Source organism: Flavobacterium sp. 103, assembly GCF_003096795.1.
Taxonomy (GTDB): Bacteria; Bacteroidota; Bacteroidia; order Flavobacteriales; family Flavobacteriaceae; genus Flavobacterium.
This window is the reverse complement of the sequence record NZ_QENX01000001.1, coordinates 2,083,970-2,102,165: the sequence shown is the minus strand read 5'-3', so window position 1 is coordinate 2,102,165 and position 18,196 is coordinate 2,083,970. Positions and strand designations below refer to the sequence as shown.

Below are 18,196 nucleotides of genomic sequence, written 5' to 3'. Positions count from 1 at the left end.
TGCAAGCATCAAAAATGAGAGATAAAAACGAGAAAAATCAAGTTGATATTTTTAAATCTGTTAAATCAGAAGCAATAACTGAATTAACACCTGAAATTCTTGAAACCAGTCTAGATTTAATCACAGAATCAGAAGTTTTAAAAGATATTCCTATATTCGGAATAGGCTTTAAAGGTTATAGCTTATACCAAAAGATAACAGAATCTTTTTTTACCAAAAAACTACTCAAATTCCTGTTTGAATTAAAGGATATTGAGCTAACTCACCGAGAAAAGTTTATTAATGAGTTGGAGTCCAGAAAGGAAACAAATAAAGCTGGAGAAAAACTACTTATAACACTAAATAGATTAAACGATGATGAAAAAGCGACCTTCATAGGAAGACTATTTAAAAAAACAATTATTGGAAAATTGGAATATAATGATTTTATAAGACTGACCCACATTATTGATAATGCGTATATAGAAGACTTAAAGTTATTGGAAAACAATTACCATCTTGGAAGAATAGATGATGATGTTAAGTCAAACTTACACCAAATAGGACTTATAAAACAATCAATTTCTGACATAAAAAGAGAAAAACAGATGCAAATCAGAATTGGAGGAAAAGGAGAAGATATTCAACCTAAACTGATTTATAGTATAAATGAAATAGGATCCAAATTTATCGAATTTGGATTTAATTAATAAAGCCAGCAGGTAACAGTCACTACAAGCAATTTGGGCATTGAGCTTAATGGAAAGATGGTTTTATACTTGGAAGATTTGCTTCGCCTGTTCGCTATCGCTCGGGTGGCAAATCCGAAAATAGGGCTTAATTTAGTCCCAACCCCCCTGTAGTGCCAAGACGTTGGCGATAATTATAGAATACCAAAGAAAATTCATTAATAATTTAACAAATGATAGAAAACGATAAAAAGTTTTTGGAAAATTCAGAAGAAATTTTCAATTGGACTTATCCAGGTGCAACTTTGTACTATAAAGATTGTGACTTAAAAAGTAATGTACTTAACCAATTTAAAGAAGGCCAAATTTTAAGAAATGGATACTTCCTTGATGTAAGTTGGAAAGGCGCAGGAATTGTTAAAAACACACGATTTATTATTGCATCATCTAAAGCTGCAAAATTACACGAAATCAATCCAGATGTTGAAAAATATGGGCATTGTTGCATTAATGCAAATAGCTATTTTAAAGTTTTGAATATATACCAATTAAAGGATAAAACACAAATTTTTCTTTTGCATATACCTGCCAACGGTCTAGATTATTTTTCTAAAGTTTCTTCCAATTTTGATCAACAATTTATTGATAAGGCTAAAAAAAGTTTTGATGATAAAATTGAAATGAATCCTATTCCAGAGTTATTGGAAAAAAGATGGACCGAAAGAACAGATTTTCCAGTAGGAATGGATGGTTATAATAACTTCTATCCTCTTGAAACTATTACACCTATTCCAAAACAAGGAGAACCATTGTATAGTGGAATCAGAAACTTAACAAATGATAATTCTGAGATAAATAATTCCAAAATTAAAATTGAAGATAAGCCTAGAGGTCTTTGGAATTCACTATTTGGAAAATAAAAACGATCCCCAACACACGCTACAAGCAATTTGGGTATTAGGCTTAATCGAAAAATTGGTTTGTATTTGGAAGATTTGCTTCGCCTGTTCGCTATCGCTCGGGTGGCAAATCCGAATAATGGGCTTAATTTAGTCCCAAACCCGCTGTAGTTCCAGAACGTTAGCTGACAATTTATAGAGTAATTATGCAAACATTGAAACAGAATAGATTTTTTCACAAAAGAGAATTTGAAATTTTAGAGTCAAAATTATCGTATAAAGAAATTATACCAGGAAAAAGTAATCTTGAAGCACTAATCCCTTTTGAAGATTTGTCAAATAATAAAGCTTCTCATGAAAATTCAAACATCCTTTTTATAATATTTTCGGTTTTTATATATTTTTTAGCTTTTATATCTTTCATAAGTAGAAATGATAAAGATTACGATCCCGATATTTGGAAATTCTTTTCTTTAATAGCTACAGTTTTATTGGTTATCTTTTTAATTAATAAAGAAAAATCGTGGAAAATTAAAATTCCAAAAAATAATACCGCCGTTTTTATATATAAAAAAATTCCAAACGAGCAAGTTGTAAATGAATTCATAGAGAATATTTTCACATCTAGAGACAAATATTTAAGGGAAAATTATATGTATTTAGATAAAAATCTTAGTTATGAAAACCAATATGAAAATTTGAAGTGGTTATGGAGAGTTGAGGCTATTTCAAAGCAAGAATTTGATGAAAAATATCAAGAACTAAAAACCATGTTCAATTTTGATAAAAAAGAAATTGGTTTTAATAAAAACGTCGGCTAACAGCTAGTACAACGGATTCGGGTAATAGGCTTAATGAAAAGTTGGTTTTGTATTTGGAAGATTTGCTTCGCCTGTTCGCTATCGCTCGGGTGGCAAATCCGAAAATAGAGCTAAATTTAGTTCCAAACTGCTTGTAGCGCGGGGACGTTGTGCGTCACTTTCGAGCGATAGAAATAACTAATCAACATTTAAAATTACAAAACTAAAATATGCAAGACGAAATAATAAAACACACAAAAAAAATATATTCGGAGATGAACAATAAAAAACATTCTTTCAAAGAAAAAGCAAAAGAAATACTTGCTGAAATTTTAATTATTGTATTTGCAGTTACACTTTCAATTTGGCTTCATTCTTGGAGCGAAGAAAGACATCAGCATAAAGAGGCACAAACATTTTTAATTGGGTTGAAAGAAGATTTACAAAGTGACATTTCAAACCTGGAAGACTCAAAAAAAACATTTCATAAAACTCAACAACAAGTTTTATTTATTTTACATCTTACACCAAAAAAAATAGACAGTATTAAAGCTAATCATCAACAGATTAATTCAGGTACAAATATCATTAATACAGTAGTAAATAATGGTAGATATGAAGGCTTTAAATCTAGTGGAAAAATAAATACCATAGAAAATCAAAACTTAAGGAATATGGTTTTGAGTTATTATCAGCAAACTATTCCACAGATAGCACATGTCGAAGAGTCATACGAAAAACTTACTTCAAGATATATAGATTTATTGATGAATGGAAAAGAAGATGAAGATATCAATAAGGCTTTATTGAAACAGAAGACAAAGATTATTTTGTCGGGTATTGATAATTTTACCAAATACAGCCAAAAATCTTATGGAAATGCTATTAAACAAGCAAGAGAAATTATAAAAGAAATTGACAAGAAAGAGAATAAATAAAAAAGCGAACGCACAACACCTACTACAACGAATTTGGGCATTGGGCTTAATTTGAAAATGGTTTTGTATTTGGAATGATTTGTTTCGCCTGTTCGCTATCGGGTGGCAAATCCGCAGTAGTACCAGAACCTTGGGCGACATTATCATAACAAATCTTAAACATTGATTCATGAAGAAAATTCTATTTCTTGCCTTTTGCATGGTAGTACTTAGTTCTTGCAACTTACCTTCTTATGTTTTCTACAATCCCGGACAAACAACAGGTGTCGATTTCACCAACGGAAAATGGCTTCTTAATGAGGTAGATGCGCCGGCAGATTGCACAAAATATCTTAAAGAAACTTCAATACGTGACTTTAAGATTCTTCTCGGCGAAAGATTAAATTATGTGACCGATGTTTCTGGTTTACTTTTGACACAGAAAAAAATTCCTTTGAATCCAAGTAAGCAAATCATTGCAGATATTAAAAAAGGAACTAACTATGACTTTTTCATAAACATTAAAGCTACCCAAACAAGAAATGATTTTGGTTCAATTGATTTGACTCCACATAGAATGAGCAGAGAAGGCATGAACAGTAATGAAGTAACAATCGAAATCTACGATTTAAAAAATTCTCAAATTATTTACACTCAAAAAGTAGTAGCTTCTGTAGGAAAACCAAAAGATAACTCTGATGTTCATTTTTCTAAGCCTTCAAGAAGTTTAATAATTGGCGCATATAATAAACTAATAAGAGATATTAAAAAAAAGTCAATAAAGTAGTAAAGCCGCCCAACACCTACTACAACAAATTTGGGCAATAAGCTTAATGAAAAGTTGTTCCTCCAAAAATCAATAATCAAACCCCTTTAACAGAATTTATTCACCTCTTCACAAAAAACAAAAGCTAAACAAATTCCCGTTTTAGGCCGATTCTGTAAATAAAATAATAAAACAATTCATAAATAACTTTTCATTAATTATCTCCGATGATTTTTGCCAATTATATACCGATTTTTATACGTGTTTTGTCTAAATTGCGACTAGAAATAAATTAGACAGGGTATGCCAGAAAGAGATCCAGAAAAAAACGCCGAAAAAGCACGTTTACAACTAAGAACCGATAATAAAGGCTGGAAAAAATGGGGTCCCTATTTAACCGAAAGACAATGGGGTACCGTGAGAGAAGATTATTCCCAAAGTGGTTATGCCTGGGGCAGCACTACTCATGACATGGCTCGTTCCAAAGCGTATCGCTGGGGTGAAGAAGGGATTGGGGGTATTTCCGACAACAAACAACACATCTGCTTTGCTTTTGCATTTTGGAACCATAAAGACCGTATCTTAAAAGAGCGCTTTTTTGGGTTAACTCCAGCCGAATCAAATCATGGCGAGGATGTCAAAGAAATTTACTTTTATCAAGATTCTACTCCTACACATTCTTACCAAAAGATGCTTTATAAGTATCCTCATGCCGTTTTTCCCTATGAAAAATTAATTGAGGAAAGTAAAAAGCGTAGCCGTCTGGAACCCGAATATGAATTGCTGGACACGGGGGTTTTTGACAAAGATGAATATTTTGATATCACTATTGAATATGCCAAAGCCGATGAACAAGACATATTAATCAAGGTAACGGTAGAAAATCGTTCCAAAATAATGGCTCCCATTACGGTATTACCTACTATCTGGTTCAGGAATACATGGAGTTGGGGATATGAAAATTACAAACACAAACCTACTTTAATTGGAGTCGACAAATCACACATAGAAGTCAATCACCGATTGGTGGGTCACTTCAATTTGTACGCCGAAAATGCCAAAGATCTTTTGTTTTGTGACAACAAGACTAATTTTGAAAAATTATATAAATCGCCCGCTCAATCTACTTATGCCAAAGATGGAATAAACGATTATATTATCAATCAAAAACGAACTAGCATAAATCCAGAAGCCATTGGTACCAAAGCATCGGTACATTATGATGATTACATTCCGCCACTTGGCAAAAAAGAATACCGCCTTCGATTTACAAATACCAATCCGGATAAACCCTTTGAAGATTTTGATGCTGTTTTTAAACAAAGACTTGAGGAAGCCGACGAATTTTATGCACCACTTCAAAAAGGGGTAAAAGACGAAAAATTAAAATCCATTCAGCGACAAGCATACGCAGGTATGCTTTGGACCAAACAATGGTATTACTATAATGTTTTTGAATGGTTAAAAGGCGATCCATCAACTCCCCGACCCGATGCCAATCGAAAAGAGGGGCGCAACAGTGCATGGAAACACATGTATACGTCCAATATTCTCTCGATGCCGGACAAATGGGAATACCCTTGGTTTGCCGCGTGGGATCTGGCTTTTCATACCTTGCCCTTGGCCAGATTGGATCCTGATTTTGCCAAAAGGCAATTATCGGTTATTCTTAGGGAATATTACATGCATCCCAATGGACAAATCCCGGCTTATGAATGGTCGTTCTCGGATGTCAATCCGCCCGTTCATGCCTGGGCAACCTGGAAAGTATATGAAATTGACAAAGAAGCCAATAATGGTGTTGGTGACACTGTTTTCTTGGAACGTATTTTTCACAAACTGCTGCTCAATTTTACGTGGTGGGTAAACTTGAAGGATAAAAACGGAAATAACATCTTTGGGGGTGGATTCCTCGGAATGGATAATATTGGAGTATTTGACCGCTCCGCCGATTTACCCACAGGAGGTCATCTCGAACAAGCCGATGGTACGGGTTGGATGGCAATGTACTGCCTGAACATGCTGCGAATAGCCTGTGAAATATCGCTAAAAAATCCTGTTTATCAAGATATGGCATCCAAATTCTTTGAGCATTTTCTCCAAATTTCGGGAGCCATGCAATCTTTGGGGGATAATAAATTGAACCTTTGGGATGAAGAAGATCAGTTTTATTATGACATGCTCCATAAAGAAAACGGTGATGCCCAACTACTAAAAATTCGTTCAATGGTTGGATTAATTCCTCTATTTGCCGTCGAAGTTTTAACGCCCGAATTACTGGAAAAATTGCCCATCTTCAAGCGCCGCGTCGAATGGGTTTTGAAAAACCGTCCTGACCTAGCTGGTTTAGTTTCCAGTTGGTACAATCCAGGGAAAGGTGAAACCCGTTTACTTTCTACGCTTAGAGGACATAGAATGAAAATGATACTCAAACGTATGTTTGACGAAAAGGAATTTTTGTCCGATTATGGAGTTCGCTCTTTATCCAAATACCATAAAGACCAACCTTATAAATTCAAACATGATGGCGGAACCATTCAAGTAGATTATACGCCAGCCGAAGCCACCGGAGACATGTTTGGCGGAAATTCCAATTGGAGAGGTCCTATTTGGTTTCCTATGAATTATTTGATTTTGGATTCACTGGAAAAATTCCACAGCTATTATGGCAAAGACTTCAAGGTCGAATTTCCGACCGAATCGGGTAAATTGGTGAATTTACAAGAAGCCGCCGAAGGTGTAGCCGAAAGATTATTAGCGCTATTTGTTCCCGATGCCAATAAAAAAATCCCAATGTATGGCGAATACAAAAAATTTCAGGAAGACCCTCTTTTCAATAAAAACCATTTGTTTTTTGAATATTTTGATGGAGATAGCGGTAAAGGTTTAGGAGCTAACCACCAGACGGGATGGACTGGACTTATCTCTGAAATTATCCGGCATTTGCATGAGGTAGCAGAATAACGTTTAACATACAACATAAAAATCACCAACAAGATATTTAAAAATCTTACTTGGTGATTTTTTATTTTTCCTACATTTGGGTGCTTTTAAAAACCAAAACTAAACCACTTCTTAATTTTAAAACATGAACAACACCTACAAACCGATTGAAGATAATAAAAGAACCACAATTGTTGATATTCTGAGAGGCTGGGCTTTACTTGGTGTTGTCATTGGTAATTATGTCGATTATAAGTTCATTGGCTTACCTTCAGATTCTAATGCTAAAAATATAGTAACAACAATTCTTGGAAATATTCATCAATATGTTTTTGCAGCCAAATCTTGGACATTATTAAGTGTTTTATTTGGTTATGGTTTTGCTGTTTTAATTCAAAATGTAGAAAGCAAAGGCAAGAATCCTGTTGGCTTTTTTGCTTGGCGAATGTTGATTCTTTTTGTGCTGGCTTTTCTTAATTCGGCTATTTGGCTGGGTGACATTTTGAAAGATTATGCTTTTCTGGGTCTTATTTTATTATTGTTTTATAAATGTTCTGCAAAAACAATTCTTAGGGTGAGTCTGTTCCTTTTACTAACTATTCCTTTCGTTTCCGGTTATGTTAATACGTTAGAATATAGTGTTCCAGATGTGTATTCGGATCCTAAATATTTACAATTGTATCATTCTGCCAACTGGTTCGATGTGTTTGAGTACAATCTATTGGGTACATATTATGGTCAAATACTAAATTTAACTTATGCAATAACAGTCCACATAATGATGTTTGCTTGTATGTTATTGGGGTTTTATGCTCAAAAAACAGCTTTTTTTAATCGTCTGCCCGAAATGAAAAAAACTTTAAAAAAGACATTCTTCATCAGTCTGGTAATTACGCTTCTACTCATTTCTATTTTTGAAATTGTTTTTTCAATAGATTTGGTTTTCCCAACTTATTTCAGACCTGGCTATTGGTTAATATTAAGTACAATGATTTGTATTGCTTCAGGAATTTGCTTGCTGTATTATCATAATAAACTACAAACCGTTTTTGCCTATTTTAGATTTTCGGGCAAAATGACCTTGACCAATTACATCGTTCAAAACCTATTGGCTTTTCTTATTTTCTCGGGCGTTGGATTGAAATTATACAATACTATGCCTTTTTGGTTCTACTTTATACTGGCTATTTCGGTATTCATTATTCAATTGTTTGTCAGCAAATGGTGGCTTTCCAAATTCAATTATGGCCCTGTGGAATGGCTATGGAGAGTATTGAGTTACAGAAAAATATTTACGTTCAAGAAAACCAAATCCGAATTGATCTCAAAAGAAGTGGAAGCTCTTGTTATTGAGGTTTAAGGCAATTCAAAGACTCCCATAATCTCATTGAAAAACTAAATTTCTAAGTTTATACTAATGCTGTTATGACGGGTGAGGGATAGCAGCAAGCTACCGAAGTAGCGCGTATAGCCCGACCCCGTTGAGTAAAAGGGCTTTATAATCGATGCAACAAGTTAGCCCTTTACTCAACGGGGGCACCTCCTAAAAATACTAACTAAAAAAGGCTCTTTTAAAACCTTACATTTTAAAAGAGCCTTTTATGTTTATTTTCAAAAAATTATTTCAGTTCGTAAACATTATTGTTTTGTTTAACATCAGCCATTAAACCGCTTGGGTCAATCGTGATTTTCTTGATAGTTGCCTTAGATTTTGAAATGTTAAACTCAAAAGTAGGATATGCCCAAGCCCAATCATTGAGAACGGTTCTTGTAATTGCTGGAGTTGGATTTTCTTTTTCGAAACTCATCATGCGCAACGGAATGTAGAAACTCTCTTTAGTACCATCTGCATACTCTACCAATAAATCAATAGGCATTGGCATTCTACCGATGCGCTCTAAGGTTACTGTTGTTTTGTCTGCGTTTTCTTTAACGTCTTTTATTCCGTAATCGATAGTGTTTAATGTTTCGGTCCAATCTACCAAGTACCAGTCTAAGTTAGCTCCCGAAACACGCTCGGCAGTTCTCTTAATATCGTTTGGTGTTGGGTGCTTGAATTTGAAATCTTGATAGTATTTTTTCAAGGTTTTGTTCAAGTTGTCCTGACCAATCACATAAACCAATTGGGAAAGGAATATACTTCCTTTTACATAAGACGCAATACTATAGGAACGGTTTTCATCATAACGATCTCCATGAGTTGACAGTGGTTGTTCCTTCCCGGATTCCACTAATTTATAGTAAGCGGCATAATTCCCCTTGAATGGGTTATCTTCTTTTTTGTCTTTCAATTCATTCAGAGCAGAATCTTCAATATAAGTGGTAAAGCCTTCGTCCATCCAAGGGTGTTTGGATTCGTTGGAAGCCAAAATATGTTGAAACCAAGAGTGTCCCATTTCGTGTGTTGCTGTTCCTAAAAGTCCTTCTAGTTTTCCGTTGCCTAGCATTAAAGTACACATGGCATACTCCATTCCGCCATCACCTCCTTGTATAAACGAGTATTGCTTGTATGGATAATTTCCAACTGTATTATTGTAATAATCCATAACTTTTACCATCAATGGTTCTAATTTTTTCCAATTATCGGCAACCTCTGGCGTGTTTTTATAAAAGAAATGCAAATCGACATTATTTGGTCCTTTTACTATATCGTGTTGGTAATTTTTATCTGCAGCCCAAGTGAAATCATGTACCATCGGCGCTATAAAATGCCAAGTCAAGGTCTTTGCTTTTTTCGGATAAACTACAGTGACTCCTTCGTCTTGGTAACCATGACCTATTTCGTTAGGGTTTTGCAAATATCCTGAACCTCCCAAAGTATAATCTTTGTCGATTGTGATGTTCACATCAAAATTCCCCCAAACACCATGAAATTCTCTGGCAATATAGGGATCGGCGTGCCAACCTTCAAAGTCAAACTCAGCCATTTTTGGGTACCATTGTGCCATTGACAATTCGATACCTTCCACACTATTTCGCCCTGTACGACGAATTTGCACAGGCACTTGACCGTCAAAATCCAGTGTGAAAGTTGTTTTTGAATTTGGTAAAATAGGTTTTGCCAAAGTCACTTCCAAAATAGTACCTACTTCTTTGGCAACAGCCGTAACACCATCCTGCTTGAAATTAGAAATTTTCAAATACCCAATCTCATTCGGCTTAAGGTTTTTGATTCGGCTTTCTTTTACGTCAATACCGTCCACTTTTATTTTGTTTACCATACGACCATCAGGATCTTTGATTGATTGCAGTCTGGCATCCATTTCGCTTCCAGGTTGAAAAGCGTTTGTATATAAATGATAATACACTTTCTTCAATGTATCTGAAGAATTATTGGTGTAAACCAGTTCTTGTTTTCCTTTATACTGATAATTTTTGACATCCATATTGACGTCCATTTTGTAATCAACCTGTTGTTGCCAGTAACCCGCTTTTTGGGCAAATAAATTACCTAGACTTACTGAAAAAAATACAAATAGAAAGAGTTTGCGCATGTTATTTGAAATAAAAAAATGGAAGAGCCAAAAACTCTTCCATTGGATTAATAGTAGTTAAATTATTTTTTAGACATTTTTTCGGCCATCAATAATGCGTTGTAAGCATTTACCATTTTTGCTGATTTTGATGATTGAGCCGATGAAACGGGTACAGGTTTTTCATTAGGATTTGGACTTTCACCCAAAGCAACCATTGCAGGAAGTGGTGTTCCAGAATCCATCAAGATTTGCTTCACTTGCTTGGCCGATAATTTTGGGTAATACGAACGTATCAAAGCAGCCACTCCGGCAGCATTTGGTGAAGCCATAGAAGTTCCTTGTTCGTATTTGTATTTGTTATTTGGAACCGTTGCATAAATTTCAGTTCCAGGAGCATAAACATCAACGTTGATTGTGCCATAATTTGAAAAATCTGCAATTACATTTTCACCATATTTATTATTCAAAGCGCCAACAGTCAACACATTAGAAGCGAATTCTTTTTTATTGTCTTCAGAGTCATTTGGGAAGTTTATATTTTCGTCCAAGTCAATATTATTTCCGTCATTTCCTGCTGCATGTACAAATAAAACATCTTTCTTTTCGGCATATTTTATAGCATCAAAAACCCATTGTTTGTGTGGCGAATAACTCTTTCCAAAACTTCCATTAATTACTTTAGCACCATTATCTACAGCATAACGAATCGCCAATGCAATATCTTTGTCATATTCATCTCCATCTGGAACAGCTCTAACGGCCATAATTTCCACATTATTGGCAATTCCGTCACCACCGATATTATTACCTCTTACTTGCGCAATGATTCCGGAAACGTGAGTCCCATGAAGGGCTTCTTCTTTGTCTGGACCATAAACAGTGTTGTTTCCGTATTTGGTATCTTTAATATCTTCTGGATTGTCACCTACCGCTTTTCTACCATCTAACTCTTTGTTCAAATTATAGTTAAGCTGTCCGTAAACGTATTTTGAGTAATCTTCAATTTCAGCTCTGAAAGTAGGTCCCGCATTGGTTAAAATACGAGTCATGATCATTTTGCTTTTGGTCAAATCAGCATCGGTAGTAACGATTCCGTTCAGATCTTCAATGGTATAATTTTCTTTATTCAAATGCTTTTGAATGGCTTTATCAGTAGCAATCAAGAAATCTACCTGCTTCTTGTCTTTCATCGCCTTATCGTATTTTTCATCATAAGCTGCCAATGCGCTTTTGTAGGTTGCCGAACCGTCATCACCCTTTTTTATAATACGGGTCATCTCTAAAGTTTCATGTAAATCATTCCCTAGAAAATTCCAACCATGAATATCATCGATATAACCGTTTTTATCGTCATCGATTCCGTTTCCGGCAATCTCTTTTTTATTGGTCCAAATCACTGCTTTCAAATCTTCGTGGTCAATATCAACTCCGGAATCCACAACACCTACAATCACTTTGACTCCTTTTTTACCTTTAAGCAATTCGGCATAAGCCTTATCCACGCTCATCCCCGGAATACTGTCTTTGGCCAAATCCAAGTGTGACCATCTTTGCAATTCAGGTTCACTTAGTTCTCCTTTTTTACCAATATAGTTGGTGGCAGTTTGCGCATTGGCCGAAAGACAAAAAGACAAAGCCGCAAGTAATGTCAATGACGTTAAATTTATTTTTTTCATAGGTAGAAGTTTTCCAGTTTTACTAATTTATTTCAAAAATAGTGGAAGTAATTTAGATATTAAGCAATCATTAACGGTTTTTTAGGATAATATGCCTCTGTATAGGAATTTTGTTAGAAAAAATAAAAGGCGTAGGATATTCTTAAAAAATATTGTAAGAAAATAAATTAAATTTTGTACTCTTGCATTGCCTTATAACTAAAGCCAAAATCTATGAAAACAAAATTACTTATTTTGCTATTTTTAGCATCATTATCTACTTATGCTCAAACCAATTTGGTTCCCAATGGTGGATTTGAAACTTGGACGAATAGCACCACATTATCCAACTGGACGATAGAAAACAATGTCACCCAAAACACTTCTTCTTACATTGAAGGAAGTAAGAGTGCACAACTGTCTATCGCAAACAGCACCACTAAACCAAAAATCACTGCTCTAGTACCAATGACCGCAGGAACTACTTATACTGTAAAATTTAAGTATAAGTATGTTAGTGGTAACTATAGCGGTCAACATCCGATAAGTTTAAACATTAGTCAAAACGGCAGTGCAACAACACTATCCAGTAGCACTTTTGCAACAGACAACAATTGGACCGTAAAAGAAACCACTTTTACACCAGACCAAAACCTGTCTTATGATTTGAGTATTTCGTTATATACTTTTGATGCAGCAGCATTCAATGTTTTGATTGACGATGTGCAAGTGTACGTTCAAGGAACAGAACAATATACAACTATTCCAGATGTGAATTTTGAGAACAAGTTGATTGCAATGGGGATTGATTATGGAGCTGCAGACGGTAAAGTACTAACCAACAGCATCAATAAACTAACTTCCCTGAATATTTCTTCAAGCACAATAAGTGATTTGACAGGAATTCAGGATTTTGTGGCTTTGAAAATTTTACATTGTGATAATAACAAATTAACCAGTTTAGATGTGTCTAAAAATGTGACTTTAACCGAACTTTATTGTTACTCCAATAAATTAACCAGTTTAGATGTGTCTAAAAATGTAGCTTTAACTGTTCTTATTTGTAGAGCAAATTCAATACCAACTCTAGATATTACTAAAAACATTCAATTGCAATCTTTAGATATTGCATTGTATGCTTATGGCACAATGGGCGGTGGTCCAACAGGAAAGTTTACTTCTATAGATTTATCGCAAAACACAGGATTAACAAGTTTTATTTGCGACAACAATCCTATTACAACATTAGATTTATCCAAGAATTTAGCGTTAACATATTTATCCTGTGCAACTACAAAATTAACTGCTATAGATCTTTCTAAAAATGTAAATCTAAAATCATTAAATTGTCAATCAAATTCAATTAGCAATTTAGACATTACCAATAATATTGCTCTTACCGAATTAATTTGTAGAGGAACCTTATTATCAACTATTGATGTTACTAAAAATATAGCATTAAAATATTTAGAGATCGCTCATTATCTTAGTTTCACTAGTGGCAGTGAAATGGGAAAGATAACATCTATAGATTTGTCCCAAAATATAGCTTTAACAAGATTTATTTGCGACAACAACCCAATTACTGTATTGGATCTTACCAAAAATGTGAATCTAACATCACTATCATGTAGATCAAATTTTTTAAACAGTTTAAATCTAAAAAACGGAAAAAACACTTTATTAACATCTATAGATCTTTCATTAAATCCTAACCTAAGATGCATTACTGTTGATGATGTTTCCTATTCAAACAACAATTGGGCAAATAAAAAAGATTCTTTTGCTTTTTATTCTCCTTTTGTCTGCTCGACCATTACAAAAATTCCAGATGCAAAATTTGAAGACAAACTTATAGCACTTGGAATAGATACCGATGGTAAAAATGGTATTGTATTAAATTCGAGCATTGCAGCTATAACTTCACTAGATGTATCCAATAGTTCCATTGGCGATTTAACAGGGATACAAGCATTCACGGCTTTGACAACTTTAAATTGTTCCGGAAATTTATTAAAAAAAGTAGATGTTTCAAAAAACACTGTAATCGCTACTTTAAATTGTATTAATAACCCAAACCTAATCTGTATCCAAGTGGCTGATATCGCAGCAGCTGCAAACTGGGCTACAACCAAAGATACAACAGCAAGTTTTAGTCTAGATTGTACCATTTTTACACTTATCCCTAACGCCAAATTTGAAGACAAACTAATCGCTTTAGGTATAGATAGAGATGGTAAAAATGGAAAAGTAGCTACTGAAAGCATAGCTTCTTTAACATCACTAGATGTTTCATATAGTTCTATTGCTGACCTAACGGGGATTCAGGATTTTGTGGCATTGAAAACTTTAAATTGTGATTATAATGAATTAACCAGTTTAGATGTTACAAAAAATAAGGCTTTGACTAATTTGTATCCTTCTAGAAATCAGTTGACGACTCTAGATGTTTCCCAAAATCTTGCTTTAGTTAATTTACAATGTTGGAATAATCAAATAACTTCTTTGGATGTTTCTAAAAACATCGATTTAACTTCTTTAGGTTGTAGCACAAATAAACTAACGACATTAGATATTTCTAAAAATGTAGCTTTGACTTATTTTAATTGTTACTCAAACAGATTGACTAACTTGAATCTAAAAAATGGTAAAAACACTTTATTGAATGATATAACTCTTTCATCCAATCCAGATTTAAGGTGTATTGCTGTTGATGATGTTTCCTATTCAAATACCAATTGGGCTAATAAAAAAGATACTACTGCATTTTATTCCGCTTATGACTGTTCAACAATTACAGCAATTCCAGATGCTAAATTTGAAGACAAATTAATTGCATCAGGTATTGATACAGATGGCAAAAACGGTTTTGTATTAAATTCAAGTATAGCATCTATTAGCACATTGGATGTATCTAATGGTTCTATTGCCAATTTGAAAGGAATTGAAGGATTTACTGCATTGACAACTCTTAATTGTTCCGGAAATTTGTTTGTCAAAATAGATCTTTCTAAAAACGCTTCAATTACAACCCTAAATTGCTCTAATAATCCAACATTGGTTTGCATACAAGTAGCTGATGTTACAGCTGCTTCCAATTGGGCTACTACCAAAGATGCAACAGCTAATTTCAGTCTCGATTGTACTATTTATACACTAATTCCTGACTCTAAGTTTGAAGACAAACTAATTGCATTAGAAATAGACAAAGATGGTAAAAATGGTAAAGTGACTACTGAAAGTATTTCGAAATTAACAAGTTTGGATGTATCAAATAGCTCTATTGCTGACTTAACAGGTATTCAAGATTTTGTCGCATTGAAAACTTTAAATTGTTACAATAATAAATTAACAAGTCTAGATATTTCCAAAAATGTAGCTTTGACTTATTTGTATTGTTATTACAATCAATTAACAACACTAGACGTTACCAAAAATTCATCTTTGACTGTATTAGAATGTTATTCAAATAAATTACCTGAAATTAATGTTTCTAATAATACTTTATTACAAAAATTAGATTGTAGTGCAAACTTAATGTCAAGTTTAGATGTAACAAAAAACACAGCATTAGAATATTTATCAATTTCTTATTTCCCTAAAAATACAGGGGCGTCAGGAAAAGGGAAATTCGAATCGATTGATGTTTCAAAAAACATAGCTTTAAAAACACTTTATTGTCAGCAAAATAAAATAAAAGTATTGGATGTTTCCAAAAACATAAATTTAGAATATTTAAAATGTTCGGAAAATTATATAACAGACTTAAATGTTTCCAATAACATTTCTCTGGGAAATCTAGAATGTGATGTTAATCTATTAACCAATATCGATGTTTCAAATAACAATTTATTAAATTATTTAAGTTGTGATAGCAACAAATTAACAAGATTAGATGTTTCTAAAAATCTACAGTTAAATATTTTGGGATGTCGTGCCAATCAATTGAGAGATTTAGATTTATCAAAACACACTAAACTAAGTCAATTATTTTGTGACTATAATCAATTAAAAAGTTTGAATCTTAAAAACGGAAATAATCTTAAATTAGGCTATTCAAATTTTCAAAATAATCCTTATTTAAGTTGTATTGAAGTAGATGATATTACTTTTTCAAATTCTAATTGGAAAAATTACAAAGATTCTAGTGCAAATTACAGTAATAATTGTGCTAACTCAACTTTAATACCTGACCCTAAGTTTGAAGATAAATTGATTGCCTTAGGCATTGATACTGATGGAAAAAACGGTAAAGTTCTCACAGCAAATATTACTACTTTAACCTCTTTGGATGTATCAAATGTTGGGATTTCAGATTTAACAGGAATTGAAGATTTTACATCATTACAGAGTTTAAGTTGTAACAATAATGAGTTAACAAAGCTAAATCTGTCTTATAATCATAATCTAGAGAGTTTAAATGTTGCTTTTAATAAATTAACAATGTTAAATTTAGTGTACAATACTAAACTACAACTGATTCATTGTAATGACAATTTATTTAGAACACTTGATTTTTCTAAGAATACAAACTTGACCGAAATCTATTGCCCAAACAACAAACTAGTTTCACTAAATTTAAAGAATGGAAACAATACAGTTAATAATGGACCAAGTATCAAAAATTTTACCAATAATCCAGATTTAAACTGCATACAAGTTGATGATGTCAATTATTCCAATACAAACTGGTCTTTTTATAAAGACGCTACAGCGAGTTATAGTTTCGACTGTGCCTACTCTACGGCAATTCCAGATGCTATGTTTGAAGACAAATTGATTGCATTGGGCATTGACACTGATGGTAAAAACGGAAAAGTTTTAACTGGAAGCATAGCATCTGTAAGCTCACTTGACGTTTCTTCAAGTTCGATCACTGATTTGACAGGAATACAGGATTTTGTGTCCTTGACTACTTTAAAATGTAACAACAACCAATTAACAGCACTTGATGTGTCTAAAAACCTGGCTTTGATTACTTTAAATTGTTACGCCAACCAATTAACTTCAGTAGATGTTTCAAAAAATTTGGCTTTAGTTAATTTATATATTAGTAATAACAAATTAACTATTCTAGACGTTTCAAAAAATACAGTTTTGACTACTCTCTCTTGTCAAACCAATAAATTAACCTTTTTGGATGTTTCTAAAAATGTGGCTTTAATAATAATGCAATGTCATTCAAACAACCTTTTGGCTTTAAATCTTAAAAATGGTAAAAATACTTTAATCGATAAATCAACTTTATCTCTTTATAATAATCCAAACTTATACTGTATTTTGGTAGATGATGTGGCATATTCTAATACCAATTGGGCAACTAATAAAGATGCAACTGCCTCTTTTAATAGTGTAGAATGCAAAGCATTGTCATTGCCTGTAAACAATTTCAACGTTGAGTCAAAAGGCGAAACCTGCCTTAACTCTAATAATGGAGAAATAAATATTACAGCTACTGCGACTTTTGGATATAAAGCAAAAATAAATGCAGGCTCTTATTCTTTTACCAATAACAGTTTAAAAGTTCCAAATTTAACTCCCGGAACCTATACTATTTCCATTACTATTCCTGGTGAAACATTCGAACAAAGCTTTACGGTAATTATTCCTAAAGGAGCAACAATTACTGGAAAATCGAGTGTTGCCGCTAATAAAGTTTCTGTAGAAATTACTGAAGGAACTGCTCCATATACTGTTTTTGTAGATGGTGTAGAACAATTTGAAACCACTGATTCTAACTTTACTGTAGATACCAAAAAGGGAGGTTTATTGCAAGTAAAAACCGCAAAAGCCTGTGAGGGAATTTATGCCAAAGATATTGCCCGTTTAGATGGAGCGATTTCTGCTTATCCAAATCCAACTTCAGGAAGTTTTGAAATTGAATTACCAACTGCTAAGAAAGAAGTGGTTATAACCTTATACACTTTGGATGGTCAAATGATTTCAACTAAAACCTATACTGTAGAAAACGGTAAAGCGCAACTTTCTCTTGAAAATCAAGCTACAGGAATTTATGTTGCCAAAATTGAGTTAGACACTCCAGACTATCTAAAAATTATAAAAAATTAAAAA

At 33.4% G+C, this 18,196-nt stretch carries 10 protein-coding genes; 8 read left to right on the top strand and 2 right to left on the bottom strand.

Annotation, left to right across the window (positions count from 1 at the left end; all coding sequences use genetic code 11):
- The first annotated feature begins 14 nt into the window (after window positions 1-14).
- The 7 genes from C8C85_RS08470 to C8C85_RS08440 all read left to right on the top strand — a co-directional run bounded on the left by C8C85_RS08470 (window position 15) and on the right by C8C85_RS08440 (window position 8,353).
- The gene (locus C8C85_RS08470) at window positions 15-689 is read left to right on the top strand and encodes a hypothetical protein (RefSeq protein WP_116796682.1); all 675 of its coding nucleotides are present in this window, start codon (window positions 15-17) and stop codon (window positions 687-689) included.
- 212 nt (window positions 690-901) lie between these two features.
- Window positions 902-1,588, top strand: coding sequence for a hypothetical protein (locus tag C8C85_RS08465; RefSeq protein WP_116796681.1), 687 nt, complete (start codon window positions 902-904; stop codon window positions 1,586-1,588).
- Window positions 1,589-1,773: 185 nt separating this feature from the next.
- Window positions 1,774-2,388, top strand: coding sequence for a hypothetical protein (locus C8C85_RS08460; protein ID WP_116796680.1), 615 nt, complete (start codon window positions 1,774-1,776; stop codon window positions 2,386-2,388).
- 209 nt (window positions 2,389-2,597) lie between these two features.
- The gene (locus tag C8C85_RS08455; RefSeq protein WP_116796679.1) at window positions 2,598-3,305 is read left to right on the top strand and encodes a DUF6090 family protein; all 708 of its coding nucleotides are present in this window, start codon (window positions 2,598-2,600) and stop codon (window positions 3,303-3,305) included.
- A gap of 169 nt (window positions 3,306-3,474) precedes the next feature.
- Entirely contained in the window at window positions 3,475-4,071 is a 597-nt protein-coding gene (locus C8C85_RS08450) for a hypothetical protein (RefSeq protein WP_133243378.1), read from the top strand.
- 282 nt (window positions 4,072-4,353) lie between these two features.
- Window positions 4,354-7,014, top strand: a complete 2,661-nt coding sequence (locus C8C85_RS08445) for an MGH1-like glycoside hydrolase domain-containing protein (protein ID WP_116796677.1) — start codon at window positions 4,354-4,356, stop codon at window positions 7,012-7,014.
- A gap of 124 nt (window positions 7,015-7,138) precedes the next feature.
- Window positions 7,139-8,353 carry a DUF418 domain-containing protein gene (locus tag C8C85_RS08440; protein ID WP_116796676.1) on the top strand — a complete coding sequence of 405 codons (1,215 nt, stop codon included), beginning with the start codon at window positions 7,139-7,141 and terminating at the stop codon, window positions 8,351-8,353.
- A 259-nt stretch (window positions 8,354-8,612) separates the two neighbouring features.
- On the opposite strand, the gene C8C85_RS08435 is transcribed toward C8C85_RS08440, so the two are convergent.
- Window positions 8,613-10,487, bottom strand: coding sequence for a M1 family metallopeptidase (locus tag C8C85_RS08435; protein ID WP_116796675.1), 1,875 nt, complete (start codon window positions 10,485-10,487; stop codon window positions 8,613-8,615).
- A gap of 62 nt (window positions 10,488-10,549) precedes the next feature.
- The gene (locus C8C85_RS08430; protein WP_116796674.1) at window positions 10,550-12,145 is read right to left on the bottom strand and encodes a S8 family peptidase; all 1,596 of its coding nucleotides are present in this window, start codon (window positions 12,143-12,145) and stop codon (window positions 10,550-10,552) included.
- A 213-nt stretch (window positions 12,146-12,358) separates the two neighbouring features.
- On the opposite strand from C8C85_RS08430, the gene C8C85_RS08425 reads away from it, so the two are divergent.
- Window positions 12,359-18,193, top strand: coding sequence for a T9SS type A sorting domain-containing protein (locus C8C85_RS08425; RefSeq protein ID WP_116796673.1), 5,835 nt, complete (start codon window positions 12,359-12,361; stop codon window positions 18,191-18,193).
- Window positions 18,194-18,196: the final 3 nt, after the last annotated feature.